This is a genomic window from Streptomyces sp. NBC_01363, from assembly GCF_026340595.1.
In the GTDB taxonomy this organism is placed as follows: domain Bacteria; phylum Actinomycetota; class Actinomycetes; order Streptomycetales; family Streptomycetaceae; genus Streptomyces.
This window is the reverse complement of sequence record NZ_JAPEPF010000002.1, coordinates 1,724,067-1,741,660: the sequence shown is the minus strand read 5'-3', so window position 1 is coordinate 1,741,660 and position 17,594 is coordinate 1,724,067. Positions and strand designations below refer to the sequence as shown.

The 17,594-nt window shown below is 71.8% G+C and carries 16 protein-coding genes; 9 read left to right on the top strand and 7 right to left on the bottom strand.

What is annotated here, in order from left to right; translation table 11 throughout:
• The first annotated feature begins 23 nt into the window (after positions 1–23).
• The 5 genes from OG611_RS35680 (at position 24) to OG611_RS35660 (ending at position 8,283) form a co-directional block, all read left to right on the top strand.
• A complete protein-coding gene (locus tag OG611_RS35680; protein ID WP_266429851.1) occupies positions 24–1,010 on the top strand; it encodes a hydroxyacid dehydrogenase in 987 nt (328 codons plus the stop codon).
• Between the two features lie 223 nt (positions 1,011–1,233).
• Positions 1,234–2,328, top strand: a complete 1,095-nt coding sequence (locus OG611_RS35675; protein ID WP_266429848.1) for a LacI family DNA-binding transcriptional regulator — start codon at positions 1,234–1,236, stop codon at positions 2,326–2,328.
• Between the two features lie 153 nt (positions 2,329–2,481).
• The gene (locus OG611_RS35670; protein WP_266429845.1) at positions 2,482–3,882 is read left to right on the top strand and encodes a M60 family metallopeptidase; all 1,401 of its coding nucleotides are present in this window, start codon (positions 2,482–2,484) and stop codon (positions 3,880–3,882) included.
• Between the two features lie 23 nt (positions 3,883–3,905).
• The gene (locus tag OG611_RS35665) at positions 3,906–6,338 is read left to right on the top strand and encodes a polysaccharide lyase 8 family protein (protein WP_266429842.1); all 2,433 of its coding nucleotides are present in this window, start codon (positions 3,906–3,908) and stop codon (positions 6,336–6,338) included.
• Between the two features lie 34 nt (positions 6,339–6,372).
• A complete protein-coding gene (locus OG611_RS35660) occupies positions 6,373–8,283 on the top strand; it encodes a DUF2264 domain-containing protein (RefSeq protein WP_266429839.1) in 1,911 nt (636 codons plus the stop codon).
• Between the two features lie 51 nt (positions 8,284–8,334).
• On the opposite strand, the gene OG611_RS35655 is transcribed toward OG611_RS35660, so the two are convergent.
• The 7 genes from OG611_RS35655 to OG611_RS35625 form a co-directional block, all read right to left on the bottom strand.
• Positions 8,335–8,922, bottom strand: a complete 588-nt coding sequence (locus OG611_RS35655) for a GAF domain-containing protein (RefSeq protein WP_266429836.1) — start codon at positions 8,920–8,922, stop codon at positions 8,335–8,337.
• A complete protein-coding gene (locus tag OG611_RS35650) occupies positions 8,919–9,479 on the bottom strand; it encodes an ATP/GTP-binding protein (RefSeq protein WP_266431400.1) in 561 nt (186 codons plus the stop codon). Before OG611_RS35650 ends, OG611_RS35655 begins: the two co-directional genes overlap by 4 nt.
• Before the next feature lie 310 nt (positions 9,480–9,789).
• Positions 9,790–10,161, bottom strand: coding sequence for a DUF742 domain-containing protein (locus OG611_RS35645; protein ID WP_266429834.1), 372 nt, complete (start codon positions 10,159–10,161; stop codon positions 9,790–9,792).
• 2 nt (positions 10,162–10,163) lie between these two features.
• Positions 10,164–10,598, bottom strand: coding sequence for a roadblock/LC7 domain-containing protein (locus tag OG611_RS35640; RefSeq protein ID WP_266429833.1), 435 nt, complete (start codon positions 10,596–10,598; stop codon positions 10,164–10,166).
• A gap of 7 nt (positions 10,599–10,605) precedes the next feature.
• Positions 10,606–12,579, bottom strand: a complete 1,974-nt coding sequence (locus OG611_RS35635) for a sensor histidine kinase KdpD (RefSeq protein WP_266429832.1) — start codon at positions 12,577–12,579, stop codon at positions 10,606–10,608.
• 365 nt (positions 12,580–12,944) lie between these two features.
• On the bottom strand, positions 12,945–14,180 hold the full coding sequence (locus OG611_RS35630; protein WP_266429830.1) for an MBL fold metallo-hydrolase: 1,236 nt from the start codon (positions 14,178–14,180) through the stop codon (positions 12,945–12,947).
• A 100-nt stretch (positions 14,181–14,280) separates the two neighbouring features.
• Entirely contained in the window at positions 14,281–14,721 is a 441-nt protein-coding gene (locus OG611_RS35625) for a PPOX class F420-dependent oxidoreductase (protein WP_266429827.1), read from the bottom strand.
• Positions 14,722–14,882: 161 nt separating this feature from the next.
• On the opposite strand from OG611_RS35625, the gene OG611_RS35620 reads away from it, so the two are divergent.
• The 4 genes from OG611_RS35620 (at position 14,883) to OG611_RS35605 (ending at position 17,537) form a co-directional block, all read left to right on the top strand.
• Positions 14,883–15,446, top strand: coding sequence for a carboxymuconolactone decarboxylase family protein (locus OG611_RS35620; protein ID WP_266429825.1), 564 nt, complete (start codon positions 14,883–14,885; stop codon positions 15,444–15,446).
• Between the two features lie 61 nt (positions 15,447–15,507).
• On the top strand, positions 15,508–16,614 hold the full coding sequence (locus OG611_RS35615; RefSeq protein ID WP_266429823.1) for a hypothetical protein: 1,107 nt from the start codon (positions 15,508–15,510) through the stop codon (positions 16,612–16,614).
• A complete protein-coding gene (locus tag OG611_RS35610) occupies positions 16,611–16,817 on the top strand; it encodes a hypothetical protein (protein ID WP_266429821.1) in 207 nt (68 codons plus the stop codon). The genes OG611_RS35615 and OG611_RS35610 overlap by 4 nt, the downstream gene beginning before the upstream one ends.
• Positions 16,818–16,925: 108 nt before the next feature.
• Positions 16,926–17,537 (top strand): TetR/AcrR family transcriptional regulator, encoded by a 612-nt coding sequence (locus OG611_RS35605; RefSeq protein ID WP_266429819.1) that lies wholly within the window; start codon positions 16,926–16,928, stop codon positions 17,535–17,537.
• Positions 17,538–17,594: the final 57 nt, after the last annotated feature.

The window sequence follows — 17,594 nt, the reverse complement described above, 5'->3', positions numbered from 1 at the left end:
GACGGCCGCGCACGCTCCTGGTCATGAGCCCCGGACTGCTGGACGACGTCTTTCCGCCACCGGTACGGGCCCGTCTGGAGGAGACCGCCGACCTTCTCGACCCGTCCGTGATCAGCGAGTTCGACTCCCCGCAGGCCGCCGCGGCGCTGAGTGCCGCGGAGGTCCTGCTCACCGGCTGGGGCTGCCCGCCCGTCGACGCCGGGCTGCTGGACCGGGCGCCCGCACTGCGTGCCGTGATCCACGCGGCCGGCACGGTGAAAACGTTTCTGTCCCCGGTTGCGTTCGATCGCGGGATCGTGGTCTCGTCGGCCGCCGCCGCCAACGCCGTACCGGTCGCCGAGTTCACCCTGGCGGCGATCATCATGGGCGCCAAGCGGGTGTTCCCGCTGGCCGGGCTCTTCCGCACCCGACGCACCCACCGCACCGGCGCCGACCTCGACCGGCAGCACTGGCTCGGCACGCACGGGCTGACCATCGGTGTGGTCGGGGCCTCCCGGATCGGCCGCCGGGTCATCGAGCTCCTCCGGGTCCTCGACGCGGAGGTACTGCTCTACGACCCCTACATCGGTGCGGCCGAGGCGGAACTGCTCGGCGTCACCCCGACCGATCTCGACACCCTGGTGGCGACCAGCGACGTGGTGACCGTCCACGCCCCCGACACACCGGAGACCCGCGGGATCATCGACGCCCGGCGGATCGGCCTGATGCGCCCCGGCACCCTGCTCGTCAACACCGCGCGCGGCCGCCTGGTGGACACCGAGGCACTGACCGGGCACCTGGTCAGTGGGCGGCTGGACGCGGTCCTCGACGTGACATCCCCCGAGCCGCTGCCGCACGGCCACCCCTTGTGGGACCTGCCGAACGTCTTCCTCACCCCGCACCTTGCGGGCGCCCAGGGCAACGAGGTGGGGCGGCTCGGGGCGCTCGCGGTCGGCGAGCTGGCGCGGTACGCGCGGGGCATTCCGTTCGAGCACCCGGTGCACCGGGCCGACCTGGGGAGGATCGCGTGAGCCCCTGGCCGGCGCAGGCGCGTGCCGTGACCGGCGATGTGCGCCCGGAAGGAGCGTCGCCCGGTGCGTGCGACCGCAAGGCGGCCGGAAGCCCTCGCACCGGAGCCACCAGGGCATTTGGCCGATGCCGCGAGCGCGCGTGATGACCGGCGCGACGGGGCGGAGCCTGCCGATAGGGGCACTAGGCTCGGCGTCACACAACAGCCACCAGGGGGTGAGCCGGATGCGCCGGCAGAGCACAGCCGCGGACGGACAACGGCGGGCGACGGTCACCGACGTCGCGCGGCGCGCAGGTGTCTCGACGGCCACCGTCTCCCGCGTACTGAACCGCAACTACCCGGTCGCCGAGGCCACCCGGGAGCGGGTCGAGTCCGCGATGCGCGAGCTGGGCTATGTCGTCAACGCCCACGCCCGCGCACTGGCCGGCGTCTCCAACCGCACCGTCGGAATCATCGTCAACGAGGTCATCGACCCGTTCTACGCGTACATCGCGCGCGGTGTGGAACGGGAGGCGGCACTGGGCGGACGACTCTGTCTGGTCTGCTGCACCCAGGGCGATCCGCAGCGGGAGCTGGCCTTCATCGATCTGATGCACGAGCGCCGGGCGGACGCGGTGGTCGTGGTCGGCGGCTCCATCGCGGACCACGGCTACACCACCGAACTGGCCCGCAGGGCGCGCGAACTGGACGCGGGCGGATCGAAGCTGGTGCTGTGCGGCAGGTCGGCGCTGGGCGAGCAGGCCCCGACCGTCGCGGTCGAGTACGACAACGAGGGCGGCGCCTTCGCCATCACCGACCATCTGCTGATGCAGGGGCACGAGCGGATCCTCTACCTCGGTGGCCCGCCCAAGCTCTCCACCACTCGCGACCGGCTGGCCGGGCACCAGCGGGCCCTTGAGCTGCGCGGTATCACCCCGGACCCCGAGCTTGTCCAGTCCGGCGCCTTCAGCCGCAACTTCGGCTACCGGAGGATGGCCGAACTACTGCGGGACGGGCCGGACTTCACCGCGGTCTTCGCCGCCAACGACATGGTGGCGGCGGGCGCGGCGCAGGCCCTGGAGGAGGCCGGGATCCGGGTGCCGAAGGACGTGTCCCTGGTGGGGTACGACGACATCCCGGTGGCCCAGGAGATGCGGCCGCGGCTGACCACGGTCCATATTCCGCTGGAGGAGATGGGGCGCCAGGCGGTACGGCTGGCCGTCACCGGCGGGGACGAGGACGACTGGCGCGAGCCGACCACGGATGCCCTGCGGCTCGGTACGCACATCGTGGTACGCGACTCCGTTGCACCGAGGCCCGGCCGTTCCGCCGGGATGTGACCGGTTACTTCCCGCCTGTCCATAGTTGGCCATAGAAAATAACAGTAACTTCTTGCCCCCTATTGCCTCTGGATAGCAACCGCTTACATGCTGGCGCCGAGCAGCACCGTTCCGCACGCTTCCGCCCTCACTCATTTCCGCAGGGAGTTCCGCATGCGCATGCCCACAGACCCCGCCGGCTCCGCCACCACTGCTTCCGCCTCCTCCTCCCCCGTCGGCCGGCGTTCCGTTCTCGCCGCGGCCGCCGGAGCCGGAGCGGCCATCGCGCTCGCCGCCGCCACCGGAACGGCTCGGGCCACCACGCCCGGCACCGCCCCCGAGCGCCGGGCCGGCCGCCCGGTCAAGCTGACCGTGACCGCCCGGCCCACCGCCGAGGCCGAGCGGCTGCGGCTCGGACAGGCCCTGCGCGGCTCGGAGTTCCAGCCCACCGGTCTGCACGTCCCGGCCGGTACCCCCCTCTCCCTCACGGTCCAGCCCTACGACGATCTGCTGCCCACCCTCTGGATCGGCGCCTGGGACTACTACGGCGAGATCACCGAGCCCCGCAGCTATCCGCTGACCGCGGGGGCGAACACGGTCACGGACCCGCACGGCGGCCCGGTCTACCTCACCCTGACGGGCCGCGGCGAGCGGGCCGGTGTGCTGATCCGCTCCGGTGCCGTGCCCATGCCGGTCTTCACCCTGGGCCGCACCTCGGAGGCCGACTACCAGCGGCAGCTGGACACGCTCACCGCATCGCCGTACGTCGAACTGCACGCGCCGCACACGATCATGACGCTCACTCGCGAGGGTGCGCTGCTGTACCGCGGCGAGGACCATGCCGCGCTGCTCGGGCTGGTCGAGACGATCATCGACTCCCATGCCCGGATCAGCGGTCTGGACGGTTCGAAGCCGGTGCACCGGCGCAAGGCCGGTCCGTACCACTTCACCGAGGTCAGCAAGGTGCCCAGCGGTGTCGGCGCCTACGCCACCCACGGCTACAACGGCTTCCCGCGCGCCTATCTCGACCGGGCCACGACCGTGGAGGGACTGCGCACCAGGGGCTGGGGGCTGTACCACGAACTCGGCCACCTCCACCAGCAGTTCGCCTACAAGCCCGGCGGCCTGACCGAGGTCACGGTCAACATCTACTCGCTGGCCGCGCAGCGCACCCTGAAGCAGCCGTCCAACCTCCTCACCGTCGACCCGAAGACGGGTCTCACCTACTTCCAGTCGGCACAGCAGAAGTTCGGCACGGCCGGGCTGACGTACGAGAAGTCCTTCGGCGCGTACGAGAAGCTCGTCCCGCTGCGCCAGCTGGAGCTGGCGTTCGGCGACGACTTCTGGCCCCGGATGCACAAGCTGGTCCGCGAGGAGAACCCGCAGTCCGAGTACACCGAGACCGACAAGCGCTACCGGGCCCTCGCCACCTTCTCCAGCCGTGTCGCGGGCTACGACCTGACGGACTTCTTCGTGAACACCTGGGCGTTCCCGATCGACGCCACGGGCCGGGCCGAGCTGGCCGCACTGAATCTGCCGAAGCCGCCCGTCGACCCGGCCACGCTGGCCGACTGATCGCGGCGACAAGGGAGTTCACCGTGAACCTCAGCAGACGAACCCTCCTCGCGGCGAGCAGCGCCACCGCCGTCACGGCCGCTGCCGCGCTCATCACCTCGGCCGGCGCGGCACACGCCTCCCCCGTCGCGGACACCACCGCCGGGGCCGCGGCCACCGCCGACTTCGACACCCTGCTCCAGCGGGCCGAATCCCTGCTCACCGGCGGCTGGTTCGACCCGGCCGACACCGACTTCACCGCGGCGGTCGCGGCCCTGGACACCACGGCCAAGGGCCTGTGGGACACCCTCGACCGCAGCGCCGGCCGCACCGCGCTCTGGCCGGATCTCGCTCCGCTCACCGACCCGGGCAACTTCGGCCAGAGCTACACCCGGCTGCGTACCGTCGCCACCGCCTGGGCCACCGAGGGCACCTCCCTCGCCGGATCCACACAGGTGGCGGATGCCCTCGTCGCGGCGCTGCGCTTCGCCCACGACACCGCGTACAACCCGGCCGAGCGCGAGACCGGCAACTGGTGGTTCTGGGAGATCGGCGCCCCGCGTGCGCTGATGGACTGCTCCGTCATCCTGCGCGACCGGCTTCCCGCAGCCGATCTGACGGACTATCTGGCGGTCGTCGACCGGTTCTGCCCGGACGCGGACCGTCGCACCAACTCCCCGACGCTCTCCGAGACCGGGGCGAACCGCACCGACAAGGCCGTCATCGTGGCGCTGCGCGGGCTGCTGGGACGGGACGCGGCCAAGCTCGTCTCGGCCCGCGACGCGCTGTCCGACGTACGGGGCGCGGGGCGCAACAGCCTCTTCCGGTACACGAGTTCGGGTGACGGCTTCTACGAGGACGGCTCGTTCGTCCAGCACGACGTGGTGGCCTACACCGGGTCGTACGGCATCGTGCTGCTGGGCGGCACGGCCTATCTGCTGGCGCTGCTGGCGGGCTCGGAGTGGGCGGTGGCCGATCCGAAGGTGTCGGTGATGTACGACGCCGTCGAGCGGGCCTTCGCCCCGGTGATCTTCGACGGGCTGATGATGGACTCGGTCCGCGGCCGGGCGGTCTCCCGGGAGCGCGCCGGTGACCACCGCGACGGCGCGACGGCCCTCGCGGCGATCCTGCTCCTGGCCTCCGGCGCACCCGCCGAGTACGCGGGCCGATGGCGCGCCCTGGTCAAGGGCTGGCTGACCCGCAATCGCACCACCCCCTTCGAGGCCCTCGCGACACTCCCCCAACTCGCCCTGGCCAAAGCCGTACTGAACGACAGGAGCGTGCCGGCCGGACCGCGCACCACGGGCAGCCATGTCTTCGCCGACATGGACCGCGTCGTGCACCGCCGCCCCGGCTGGGCCTGTGCGCTGTCCCTGTCGTCGAAGCGGATCTCGGCGTACGAGGCGGGCAACGGCGAGAATCTGCACGGCTGGTACACCGGCGACGGCATGATGTATCTGTACGACGGCGACGACCTGGGGCAGTTCAACGACGGCTTCTGGCCGACCGTCGATCCGTACCGGCTCCCCGGCACCACGGTCGACACCCGGCAGCGGACCGATCTCGGCACGAGCGCCGGTACGTCCACCTACCGTCCGTCCAACGCCGTCGCGGGCGGTGCCGTGCTGGACGGCCGGTACGGGGCCGCCGCGATGGAGGTGATCGGCGCCCAGGGCACCACCCTGCGGACCAGGAAGTCGTGGTTCCTGCTGGACAACGCGGTGATCGCACTCGGCGCGGGCATCACGGCGAGCGACGGCCGGCCGGTCGAGACGATCGTCGAGAACCGCAACCTGGGCGCGGACGGGCGTCACCGGCTGCTGGTCGACGGCGTCCGCCAGCCCGCCGAGCAGGGCTGGAGCGGCGAGTTCGGCCAGGCCCGATGGGCACATGTCGACACGGTGGGCGGCTATGTGTTCCCCGGGGGAACCGCCCTGCACGCCCTGCGTGAGCAGCGCACCGGCACCTGGCGGGCCATCGACACCGGGGCCGACACGGGCGGCAGCACCGACCCGGTCACCCGCCGCTACCTGACACTCTGGACGGACCACGGCCCCTCCCCCAGCGACGCCCGCTACGCCTATGTGCTGCTGCCCGGCGCGTCGGCCGCGGCGACGGCGGTCTGGTCGCGGTCCCGGCCGGTCCGGATCGTCGCCAACGACACCACCGCGCAGGCGGTGGAGGCACGCCGGGCAGGGCTGACGGCGGTGAATTTCTGGCGCGCCGGAACGGCGGCCGGAATCACCGCGTCGGGCCCGGCGTCGGTACTCGTGCAGCGCCACGGCGCGCAGGTCCGCGTCGCGGTCGCCGACCCGGGGCGGACACTCACCACGCTCTCGGTCGAGCTGCCGTTCCCCGTACGGTCGGTGGTGGCGGCCGATGACTCGGTGAGCATCGTCCCAGGCCGCAGGCCCGTACTCACCGTCGCCGTCGGCGGCTCACGCGGCCACACCCACCGAGCCGAACTCAACCGGTAACCCATCCCGCATCACCCCGAGGAGCAGCACCACCATGTCCGTCGCACCGCATCTGCAACTGCCGCCGCCCGACCGGCTCCTGTCGTCACGAACCGGCTGGACCCGGGCCCACTGGGAGGCGACGGCCGACCGGATGCTGGATGCGCTGGTGCCGTACGCGACACCCGGCTTCGCCCAGTACCGGCTGCCCGGCCGCGGCAGCTGGTCGGGGGTCGTCTCGGACGGTCTCGAAGGGTTCGCCCGGTCGTTCCTGCTCGCCGCCTGCCGGATCGCGGGCGCGGGCGGGGCGGTCGACCCCGCACTGATCGAGCGGTACACGGCGGGGCTGGCCGCGGGCACGGACCCCGGCAGCGGGGAGGCGTGGCCGAAGCTGACGGACTGCTCGCAGCAGATGGTGGAGGCGGCGTCGGTCGCGGTGGCGTTGCACGAGACCCGGCCGTGGATCTGGGACCGGCTGGACGCGCGGGTGCAGGAGCGGGTCGTCGACTGGTTCTCCGGGTTCGTCGGCGGGCGCACCTGGGACAACAACTGGCGGCTCTTCCAGGTGGTGTCCGAGCAGTTCCTCGCCTCGGTCGGGGCGCCGTACAGCCGCTCGGACATCGAATCGAACCTGGACAGGATCGAGGACTGGTACGTCGGTGACGGCTGGTACACCGACGGGGACGGCCGGAACTTCGACTACTACATCGGCTGGGCCATGCATCTGTACCCGCTGCTGTGGTCGCGGATCGCGGGCGACGACGACGGGGGCAGGACCGAGGTCTACCGGCAGCGGCTCAGCCGGTTCCTGGAGGACTATCCGCACTTCTTCGGTTCCGACGGCGCGCCGGTCCACCAGGGCCGTTCACTGACGTACCGGTTCGCCGCCCTGGCACCGGTGTGGATGGGGGCGCTGGCCGACTGCACCCCGCTGGCGCCGGGGCTCACCCGCCGGCTCGCCTCGGGCACGATGCGGCACTTCGCGGAGCGCGGTGTGCCGGACGAGCGGGGGCTGCTGACGCTCGGCTGGTACGACACGTTCCTGCCGAGCACCCAGCCGTACTCCGGCCCCGCCTCGCCGTACTGGGCGAGCAAGGGCTTCCTCGGGCTGCTGCTGCCGGCCGACCACGCCGTGTGGACGGCGCGCGAACTGCCGTTGCCCATCGAGGAGTCCGACCGGTACACCGCGCTGCCGGCCACCGGCTGGCTGCTGCACGGCACCCGTGACGACGGCATCGTCCGGCTGGTCAACCACGGCAGCGACCACAATCCGCCGTTCGACGAGGCGGCCGACCCCGCCGAGGGCACGGACGATCCGCACTACGCCAGGTTCGCCTACTCGACGGCGACGGCACCCGAGGCCGCCCCGCACGCCGTGACACGCTCCATCGATGGTCATCTGGCACTCGTGGCGTCCGACGGCACCCCGTCGGTGCGCCGCCGGATCCATCCGCTGCGCTGCGAGGACCGCGTCGCGGCCTCCTGGTACGCGGCCAGGCTGCCCGGTGACGATCATCCGTACCGGATCGAGACGACGAGTGTGCTGCACGGTCCGTGGGAAATCCGGGTGCACCGGGTCGAGGCGCCGGAAGGCGTGGTGGTGCGGGAGGGCGGTCACGCGGTCTCCCATGCGGAGAGCCCGTTCGCCCTGTCGGGTCCCGACTGGGCACTCGCCCGTACGGCCGACGGTCTGAGCAGCGCCCTGATCGCGCTGCACGGCTGGGACGGCGGCACGGAAGGGGCCGCCGTGGCGCGTGATGTCCAGTCCAATGCGTACGGGCCGCATTCGGCAATCCCGTATCTCCGCAGCGGGCCGCACCCGGGCGGGCGGAGCGTCCATGTCTCGCTGGTCGCCCTCTCCCGGGACGCCGTGCATCCGGAGGCGCTGCGCGACGCGGTGCGGGTGCGAGCGGGGGCGGACTCGGTGGTGCTGACCTTCCTGGACGGTACGACCGTCGAGGTCTGATCGCGGTCGTGGGCCGGGGTGCCGGCCGGGCGGCGGACGGCGGACTGCCGGTCAGATGCCGAAGCTGTTCCCCTCCCGTTGATCGATGTGCCCGACGAGTTCCAGGGCCAGGGACTTGATCGTGTCGAGCCCCGCCCTGCCCCACGGGCGGGGCACGGTGTCGACCGCGCAGACGGCGCCCAGGGCGACGCCCGTGCGGTCGATGAGGGGCGCGCCGAGATAGGAACGGATGCCTATTTCGTCGACCACCGGGTTGCCTGCGAACCGGGGGTAGTCGCAGACGTCCTCCAGGACGAGCGCCTTGCGCCGGACGACGACATGCGGGCAGTAGCCGCGGTCGAGCGCGACGTAACGACCGCTGCGGCTGCTGCCCGCGGCCGTGGCGCCCAGGTCGGAGCCCTTGTGCGTGCCGGCCGGGGTGTGCAGCCCGGCGAAGAACTGCCGGTTGCCGTCGATGAAGCTGACCATCGAGAAGGGCGCTTCGGTCACCTCGGCCACCCGGTCGGCGAAGGCGTCGAAGTTGTCGAACGATGCGTCGGCGCGTTCCCCGAGCCCGAGCGTCCTCAGCCGCTGGGTACGGAGGACGGCATCGCGGTCGACGGGCGTGAGCAGCATGCGGCCGGTGGCGTTTCGGGTCACGGGTGGGCTCCGGAGCCGATCAGCGGGGCCGGGGCCGAGGTGGCGTTGATCAGGTGCTGGACCAGCGTGACCAGCGCCCCGGTGCCCGAGCTGGCGATCCGGGCGTCGCAGAGCACCACCGGTACGCCCGGCCCCAGGTCGAGTGCGGCGCGGATCTCCTCGGGTGCGTAGCGGTAGGCACCGTCGAACTCGTTCACCGCGACGATGAATCCGATGCCGCGCCGCTCGAAGAAGTCGACGGCGGCGAAGCACTCGGCGAGCCGACGGGTGTCCGCGATCACGACGGCTCCCAGCGCTCCCTGGGAGAGTTCGTCCCACATGAACCAGAAGCGTTCCTGGCCCGGGGTTCCGAACAGATAGAGAACGTGCTGCTCGTCGAGGGTGATGCGGCCGAAGTCCATCGCCACGGTGGTGGAGGTCTTGGACTCGATCCCGTCGAGGCTGTCGGTCGCGGCGCTGACCTGGGTCAGCAGCTCTTCCGTGCTCAGCGGTGCGATTTCGCTGACCGCGCCGACGAATGTCGTCTTGCCGACGCCGAACCCGCCTGCCACCAGCACCTTGAGCGCGACGGGAAAGCCTTCTGAGCCCTCGGTGCCTGCGGCTCCGGAGGCATCCGGGGTGCTGCCGGGGCCGCCGCGGCCCGGTCCGGTTTCGTGGCCCGGAACATCCCCGTAGCCCTGCGCGTCCCCGTAGCTCCGGCTTTCCCCGTAGTTCTGCGCGGGTCCGTAATCCAGCGCGTCACCGTGGTTCCCCGGGTGTCCGTAGCTCTCGGGGCTCCCGTAGCTCTCGGAACGGCCATGGCTTCCGTGGCTTGCGAAGCCTTCGGAGCTTGCGTTGTTCTCGTACGCGGCGGAGCTGCCGAAGCCGTCAGAGCTGTCGTCGTAAGCCATCGAGCACTGCCTCCAGCAGGGATCGGTCGGTGGGCATGTCATGGAAGGCGGGCGGATGCGCGGTCACGGCCCCGCAGTCGACCAGGTCGGAGACGAGCACCTTGGTGACGACTGCGGGCAACCTCAGATGGGCGGCGATCTCGGCCACCGAGGTGGGACCGCCGCACAGCCCCAGCGCGACGGAGTGCTCGGGACCGAGATGCATCTGCGGCTCGGTCCCCGTGGCCATGACCAGGGAGAGCAGATCGAGCACGGTCGTAGGACGGGTACGGCCGTTGCTCACGGTGTACGGGCGGATGAGCCGGCCGGCCGCGTCGTCGAGCAGCGGCCCGTCCTGCGGGACCGACACCCTCACAGCCCCGTGGCGCCGGGGGTCCCGGCCGCTTGTCTCACAGGCGTCATCAGATAGGGCCGGACGCTCTTGACCAGCATGGTCATCTCGTAGCCGAGCACCGCCGCGTCCGCCTCACGTCCGGCGAGCACGGCGAGGCAGGTGCCGGACCCGGCGGTGGAGACGAACAGCAGGGTCGAGTCGAGCTCGACCACCACCTGCCGTACGTCACCGCCGTCGCCGAAGCGCGCGCCCGCGCTGCGGCCGAGCGAGTACAGGCCGGCTGCCAGCGCCGCCATGTGGTCGGCGCTGTCGGCGTCCATGCCATGAAGGGATTTCACCAGCCCGTCGGCGGAGAGGAGAACCGCGCTGCGTGTGTACGGGACACGCTGGACCAGTCCGCTCAGCAGCCAGTCGAGGTCCGAGACCTGACCGGACGGCATATCGGTCACCATGGTGCATCTACTCCTTGGAGGTGTTCGTTTCGAGGGGGTCGTCGGCCGGGGCCGCGTCCGGATCCGGGAACGGGACCGGGCCCGAGGGGTACGGGGCGACGGTCGCGCCGAGTCCGCGTACCGGCAGCGGTTCGAGCGGGGCCCGGGACTGCCAGGACTGCGGGGCCGCCGCCGCTTCGAGGCCCGTGTCCGCTTCCGGGGCGGTGTCGGCCTCGGATTCGCTGCGGGCCTCGGCGAGTTCGATGCCTCGTCGGAAGGCCGCCACGAGTCCCGGGTCGTGCAGGGCCTGTTCGTCCTCGGTGCGCGGGGCCGGTGCCTCCCTGAGCTGCGGGACCAGGTGCTCCTGATGGGCGCGCCTGGGCAGTTGGGGCCGGCCCATGGTGCCGCGTACGACTCCGGGCTCGGAGTGGACTGCGTCGGGGACGTCGTCCGTGGGCCGGATTCCGGGGCGGGCCTCGGCCGGGGTGGGGCGGTCGAGTCGCTCGGCCCGCAACGGCAGCGGCGGGGCCTCACCCTGACCTTGTGCCTGCTGGGGCGGTTGATGCAGGCGCAGCGGCTGGCTGGGGACGTACGGCTGACGGCCGGTGCTCGTCTGCGGAGCCGGTGCGGTGCTCGGACCGGGGTTCAGGCTCGGGTTCGGTCCGGGATTCGGCTTGTGGTGGCCGGCCCTCGCGTCCTCGGCCGGTGGACGGTGTACGGGACCTGGGGGCGGGACCGGGGCCGCGCCTTCCGCGGCCGGGGCGTCCCCGTCCACGCCCAGCAGGGACTGCGGGAGGACGAGTACGGCCTGCGTGCCTCCGTAGATGTTGCTCTGCAGCCGGACCGCGATGCCGTGCCGCCGGGCCAGTGACGCGACGACGAACAGCCCGATCCGGCCGTCCTGGAGCAGACGGGCCACGTTGACCTGGTCGGGGTCGGCGAGCAGGGCGTTCATCCGCTTCTGCTCGTTGCCCGGCATGCCGAGTCCCCGGTCCTCCACCTCCAGGGCCAGTCCGGCGGTGACCTGCTGGGCACGCAGCAGCACTTGGGTGTGCGGGGCGGAGAACACGGTCGCGTTCTCCACCAGTTCGGCCAGCAGATGGATCACGTCCGCCACGGCGTGGCCGCGCAGGGTGCCGTCGATCGGCGGCACGAGCTTGACCCGTGGGTACTGCTCGACCTCGGCGATGGCCGAGCGCAGGACCTCGGTCATGGTGACCGGGTTGCTCCACTGCCGCCGGGACACGGCGCCACCGAGGACGGCGAGGTTCTCGGCGTGCCTGCGGATGCGGGTGGCGAGATGGTCGACTTGGAAGAGACCCTTGAGCAGATCGGGGTCCTCGACCTCGTGCTCCAGCTCGTCGAGCAGCTGGATCTCGCGGTGCACGAGCGACTGGAGCCGGCGGGCGAGATTGACGAAGACCTCGACCTTCTGGTCCTCGCCGGAGTGGTCGGAGAGCCGGGACGCCTGGACGACCGCGGCCACGGCGACCTCCTGCTGGCGGCCGAGTTCCCGGGCGAGCAGCTCGAAGGCGTCGCTGCCCGGAGCGGCGGGCTCGGTGGGCCTGCGTGCGGGCACCGGTTCGCCGTTGCGGAGCTGTTCCACCACCCGTCGCAGTTCGGCCTGGCCCTGGGCGCTGGCGCGGCGGAGCGCCAGACAGCGGCCGAAGACGGTGGTGGCGACGCGGTTGGCGGCGAGGTACGCGGCCAGCACCGCGGCGAGCGCCAGCGCACCGGCCGCGCCCAGCGCGATCCAGAGTTCGGTGGAGGGCCGGGCTCCGGTGGAGCGGGCGGTGAAGATGACCGCTGCGGCTCCGCTCAGTACCGCTACGACGGTCGGCAGCACGGCGGTGCGCAGGAGTTGGGGGCGTATACGCGCCTCGGGGGACGGCTGGGCGGCGCGCGGCCTGCCCGTGGCCGAGTGGGAACGGGCACCCGGTCGGCCGTGCCGTCCGCCCTCTCGGCGTTCCGGTCGCGCTTCGGGTGCGCGAAGTTGAGACATCAGTGTCCTCGGTACGTGGAGCACCTGGAATCGGCGTTCATGCGGTGGCACCTACGGTGGTCGGTCAGGCTCGGTTCATCGGTCGGGCAGGCTCGACAGTCATGAGCCCACCGTTGATCACCGGCAACACACGGTAGTCGTCAATCACGCGAGAGCGGCGGGCAGTTGTCGAACTTGCCCGCCATCCGTCCCGCTCTGGTATGAGCTCTCGCACAGTCGACCGATTACTCCACATTGACACCTGGTCGGCCGACACCCGAATGGCCGATCGAAGTGAACCCGTGAGCACACGAGACGGCTCGGCCCGTCCGGTCGTGCCGGACGGGCCGAGCCGTCTGAAGGTTCCCCGGGTGATCCGTACGCCGCTACGCGGTCGGCGCCACCTCGGCGTGGCCGGCCTCCGCCTCCGCGTCCGCGGAGCCCCGGCCCGGATCGGCCGACAGGTCCGTGATCCGGGCGGCACCCGCGGGGCGGCGCTCCAGCGGCTGCGGGGCCACCGCCCGCCACCAGGGCTCGGAGGGAACGGTCTGCGCCGTGGGCTCGAAGGGCTCACCGGGCCGCGGCAGGGCGATCCGGGCGCCCGCGTCCTGTGCCGCGGCGAGGGTGCCCTCGCCCGGCTCGGCCCACGGGTGCGGGGCGAGGTTGAAGGTGGCCCAGTGGATCGGCAGCATCGCCCCGAGCGGCTTGCCGCCCTGGAGATCCAGATGGGCCCGCATTCCCTCGGCCGGTGTCATGTGGATGTCGGGCCAGTGCTCGGAATAGGCACCGATCTGGATCATCGTCGCGTCGAACGGACCGTGTTCGGCGCCGATGTCCCCGAAGCCGGGGAAATAGCCGGTGTCACCGCTGTGGTAGATCCGGTGCTCGGGTCCGGCGACGACCCAGGACGCCCAGAGCGTGTGCTGCTGGTTGCGCAGGCCTCGGCCGCAGAAATGCCGCGCCGGGGTGGCGGTCAGACCGATCCCGGCGATCTTCGTGGTCTCGTTCCAGTCCAGTTCGCGCATCCGGTCGGCGGACACACCCCACCGCTCCAGGTGCGCGCCGACACCCAGCGGGACGGCGAACACCGTGTCCGTGCCCGCGAGGGCCCGGATCGTCGGCAGATCGAGGTGGTCGTAGTGGTCGTGCGAGATCACCACCGCGTCCACGGGCCCGAGCGCGGCGAGCGGCAGCGGCACGGGGTGCAGCCGCTTGGGCCCGGCGAAGGCGAAGGGGGAACAGCGCTCTCCCCACACCGGGTCGAAGAGCACCCGCCGGCCGTCGATCTCGGCGAGCACACTGGAATGGCCCATCCAGGTGAGCCGCAGCCCCGTGCCGGGCGTCTCGGCAAGATCGGCGTAGGTGGTGGCGTGGACGGGCACGGTGCCGACCGGCGCCCTGCGCGCCCGCTCCTCCTTGCGGAAGTAGACCTTCGCGAACTCCAGGGCGGATCCGGACGGCCTGGTCCGTGCCCCCACCGGGTTCTGGAAGACGCCGTCGGCGAAGTTGGGCGAGCGGCGGATGCGCTCCATGCGGGCACCGCCCGGATCCGCGCCGAATGCGGCGGGGCGCAGCGAACGCAGCCGGGTGCGGAGCGGAGGCAAGGGGTCGGCGCCGGTCACATCATCTCCTGGGGGGAGTCGGTGTCGTCTCATTATGGGCGGGGGGTACGACAGAGCGAGAGCGGAAGGTCCGCGGGACCGGCAGCCGGACCGGGCCGCGTCAACCACGCGGCTGCCCGTACACGTGCTCGATGCGCAGCCGCAGCACGACGCGCCGGTCCCGGACCATCGCACTGCGGTAGTCGTCCCAGTCGGGGTGTTCGCCCTGGACGTCGCGGTAGAGCGTGATGAGCTCCTCCACCGTCGCGTCGTGCGGATCGGCGGCGACCGGGGACAGCTCGGCGGTGGCATCCACGACCGTCCACGCCCAGCGGTCCGCGCTGGTGACGTGGTAGCTCGCCCGGGGGTCGCGGCGGAGGTTCTTCGTCTTCGCCCGGTCCTCGGTGATCGAGACGCGGACGATGCGCTCCTGGGGGTAGTAGAAGTGATTGACGTTGGACAGCTGGGGCCTGCCGTCCCGCCTGAGTGTCACCAGCACGCCACCGTTCTCCTCGGCGAGCAGCCCGAGCAGCGCTTCCTGCTGTGTGTCGAATCCCGTCATGCCGGATCCAACGTCCCTGTCCGCCGCAGGATTCCGCATCCGGCCGCACAGCCATGTCACATCCGAGGGCCCCTCGTCCGTCCCACCGGTGCAAGCAGCCCTCCGGCGGCGTACGACGACGCCACCGGACGGCACCGGAGCCGTACCGAAGGAGACCGGCCATGACCGCCCGAATCCCGCTCGACCCGCCCCGTACCCTCCTCTTCCGTGCCGTGTCGTGGTACTCGAACCGTACGTACGGCAAGGTCATCGATCCGCTGCGGGCCGCCGCCCACCACACCGGGGTGCTGTGGGCCGGAGCCCGCTTCGAGCTGTCGGTGGGCCGCTGGAAGAAGCTGGACGCGCAGCTCAAGGCGCTGGCCGTGATGACGTCCGCGGCCACCATCGGCTGCAGCTGGTGCATGGACTTCGGCTACTGGGAGAACCACCGCCACGGCATCGACCCGCGCAAGCTGCGCGAGGTGCCGGTGTGGCGGGAGAGCGAGGTGTACACCCCGCTGGAGCGTGACGTCATGGAGTACGCGGAGGGGATGAGCCTGACCCCGCCGGAGGTCGGGGACGAGCTGGCGCAGCGGCTGCGGGCCGCGCTCGGCGAGGCGGCGTTCGTCGAGCTCACGACGATGGTCGCGGTGGAGAACATGCGCTCCCGGACGAATTCCGCACTCGGTCTGACCAGTCAGGGCTTCAAGGACCGGTGCGAGGTGGAACGCCCCGCGAATCGCTGACCCGGGCTGTCGGCCGACGCTTCCGCCCTGGTTCCCGCGGCCGGTGCGGCGGGTAGCTGCCATGGCAGCTACCCGCCAGTCCGGAATCGTCTCGCGGATCGACACCGGCTCGGGCACCGCGGACAGCGGACTCGTCGCGCCGAGTTCCGCCGGTCAGTACCGCGTCGAGGCCGTGCCCACCACCGGTGGGACGCTGGACGGGCTCACCTTCTTCGGCGGGCTGAGCTGGCAGCGGCGCGAGGTCGACGCGCACGAGCCGGGCTCCTCCCCGCAGGCACTGAAGCTGCTGCTGTCGCAGTACAGCATCTACAGCTGGCTGGGCACGGCGACCGGCGAGGTCGTCGACATCGGGACCGGGGCGGACACCGACCCGGCGGCGATGGACCTCAAGGGCAGGATCGTGCTGTGGACACCGGCGACCAGCGACACCTCGTTCAACAACGAGCTCTACCAGGAACTGACCGACGCCGGTACGGCCGCCATCATGTACGTCGGCTACGGGCTCTCCGTCTACCGGCCCACTCCGGTGCTCCGGCTGGACCCGGCCGGTGCGCCCGTGCTGCGGGACCGGCTGGCCCAGGGGCCGCTGACGCTGACTCTGAACGGGGTCGGCACCGGGGCGGACGCCTACTATCTGCACCACTCGGTCGACGGCCGGGTCCCGGCCGGGGCCGACTGGATGTCCGCCCCCTTCAACCCGGCACTCGGCCGAACGGCCGGTACCGCCCAGGTCGTGAGGGACGGCGACAAGCTGAAGGTGGCCCTGCCGGTGTTCTCCGACGCGGCCGGGCACCGCGCCGAGACGGCGCCGGGCGCGGACAGCGGGATCACGGTCCTTGCGGACGACGGCGGGAAGGTTCTGGCCCGCAATGCCGCACCGGGACGCGCCACGTTCGACCTGCCGCGCGAGAAGGGCTGGTACCGGCTGACCGCCGATGCCACCCGTACGTCGCCGGATCCGGTGACCTGGATGCTCGGGACGAGGGTCACCAGCGAGTGGCGTCTGCGCTCCGGGCACGAGAAGCCGGCCGCCCCGGCCCGGCTGCTGGACCTGGACTACCGGCTGCCGCTCACCGGCGAGAACGCGGCCGATCCCGAAAGCCGCTCGACCACACGGTCGGTCTCACCGCGCAGGGGGACCGGAAGGCGCTGCCCATCGCCTCGTTGAAGGTCTGGTACGCCACGGACGGCACCGGCTGGAAGCCGGCCGGGGCTGCGCGCGGTGCCGACTGCCGATGGAAGGTCACCGTGCCGGCCCTCGGGACCGCCAAGGTCGATCTGAGGTCCACCGTCACGGACTCCACGGGCGCTTCGCTGACGGAGACGCTGATCGACGCGTACAACTCCGGCTGCGCCGACATCTGGTGCTGATGGTGCGGGCCGGAGCCGAAGGCGCCGGTTGAGTTGAACAGGGGCGGGGCCGTACACGGCTCCGCCCCCCGGTCTTCCCGCGCGTGGCATATTCGCTAGGGTGACGCCGTGGCAAGAGTGCGGTTGAGCGTGGCGGAACGACGCGAAGAGCTGCTGCGCGCTGCCGTCGAACAGATCGAGGTACGGGGCGTCGCGGCGGTACGGATCGCCGATGTGGCCGCCGTGCTCGGAGTGAGCAACGCGCTCGTGCTCTATCACTTCTCGACCAAGGAGAAGCTGGTCGCGGCAGCGTTCGCGCATGCCGCCGAGGCCGACCTCGCCCAGCTGCGCAAAGTGCTCGGCCGCCGCACCAGCGCCGTACGGCGGCTGCGCGCCGCCGTCCGCTGGTACGCGCCGACGGGACAGGCCAAGGGCTGGCGGCTGTGGATCGAGGCCTGGGCCGCCTCGCTGCGCGATCCGGCGCTGCGCAATGTGGCCGGCGATCTCGACCAGCAGTGGAAGGCGGAACTGGCCGAGGTCATCGAAGAGGGCGCCGCCGCCGGTGAGTTCCACTGCGACGACCCGATGTCCGCGGCCTGGCGGCTGACCGCCCTGCTGGACGGTCTGGCCGTGCAGACGACGTCGTACGCGGGTCCGCTCTCCCGGGCCACGATGCTGGCCTGGACCGACGAGGCGCTCGCCCGCGAACTCGGCATCGACCACGAGGCACTGACGGCCTGACCCCGCCCGCCCCGGCCGGCGGTCCGGCCGGGTGGGTCCGGGCGGTGGTGCGGCCGG